The following is a 526-nucleotide window of genomic DNA, read 5'->3' as shown; positions in this document are numbered from 1 at the left end:
TGGCTACCGCCCCTCCATGATTCAGCGGATAGAATTGGGCGCCAGAAGTGACGGAACAATCGATGCGATCACACACGACGCTGTCACGGTGACATCGGAATACGAGGATTTCTATCGGCGCGAGACGATCTGGTCCGGTCTTCTCTACAACATCTCAAACACGGCATACGCCCATAAATTGGTGCGCCTGGACCTTCCGACGTCCTGTGACATGCGCGCGCCTAGTGCCGCGACCGGTGTGTATGCGCTCGAATCCGCTATGGACGAACTTGCAATTGCGCTCAAGCTGGATCCGCTGGACCTCCGCTTGCGAGCTTACTCCAACCACGATCAGCACAGCGGCCTGCCTTACAGCAGCAAGAATCTGCGCGAGTGCTATCGCCAGGGTGCCGAGGCGTTTGGGTGGGAAAAGCGCAATCCGGACCCTCGGTCGATGCGCGACGGGAGCGAGCTGGTCGGCTGGGGGATGGCGACAGGCATCTGGGAGGCGCTGCAGGTGCCCATCACGGTGCGCGTTGCCCTGACG

The 526-nt window shown here is 60.6% G+C and carries 1 protein-coding gene; it reads left to right on the top strand.

Annotation, left to right across the window (positions count from 1 at the left end):
* Window positions 1-526 (top strand): molybdopterin cofactor-binding domain-containing protein (locus AC1DT3_RS23885; RefSeq protein WP_477467619.1); only part of this gene is annotated, 526 nt, incomplete at both ends.

Source organism: Microvirga sp. P4_G7, assembly GCF_056401005.1.
Note: the sequence above shows the minus strand (reverse complement) of the source record. Positions and strands in the feature narration are given on the sequence as shown.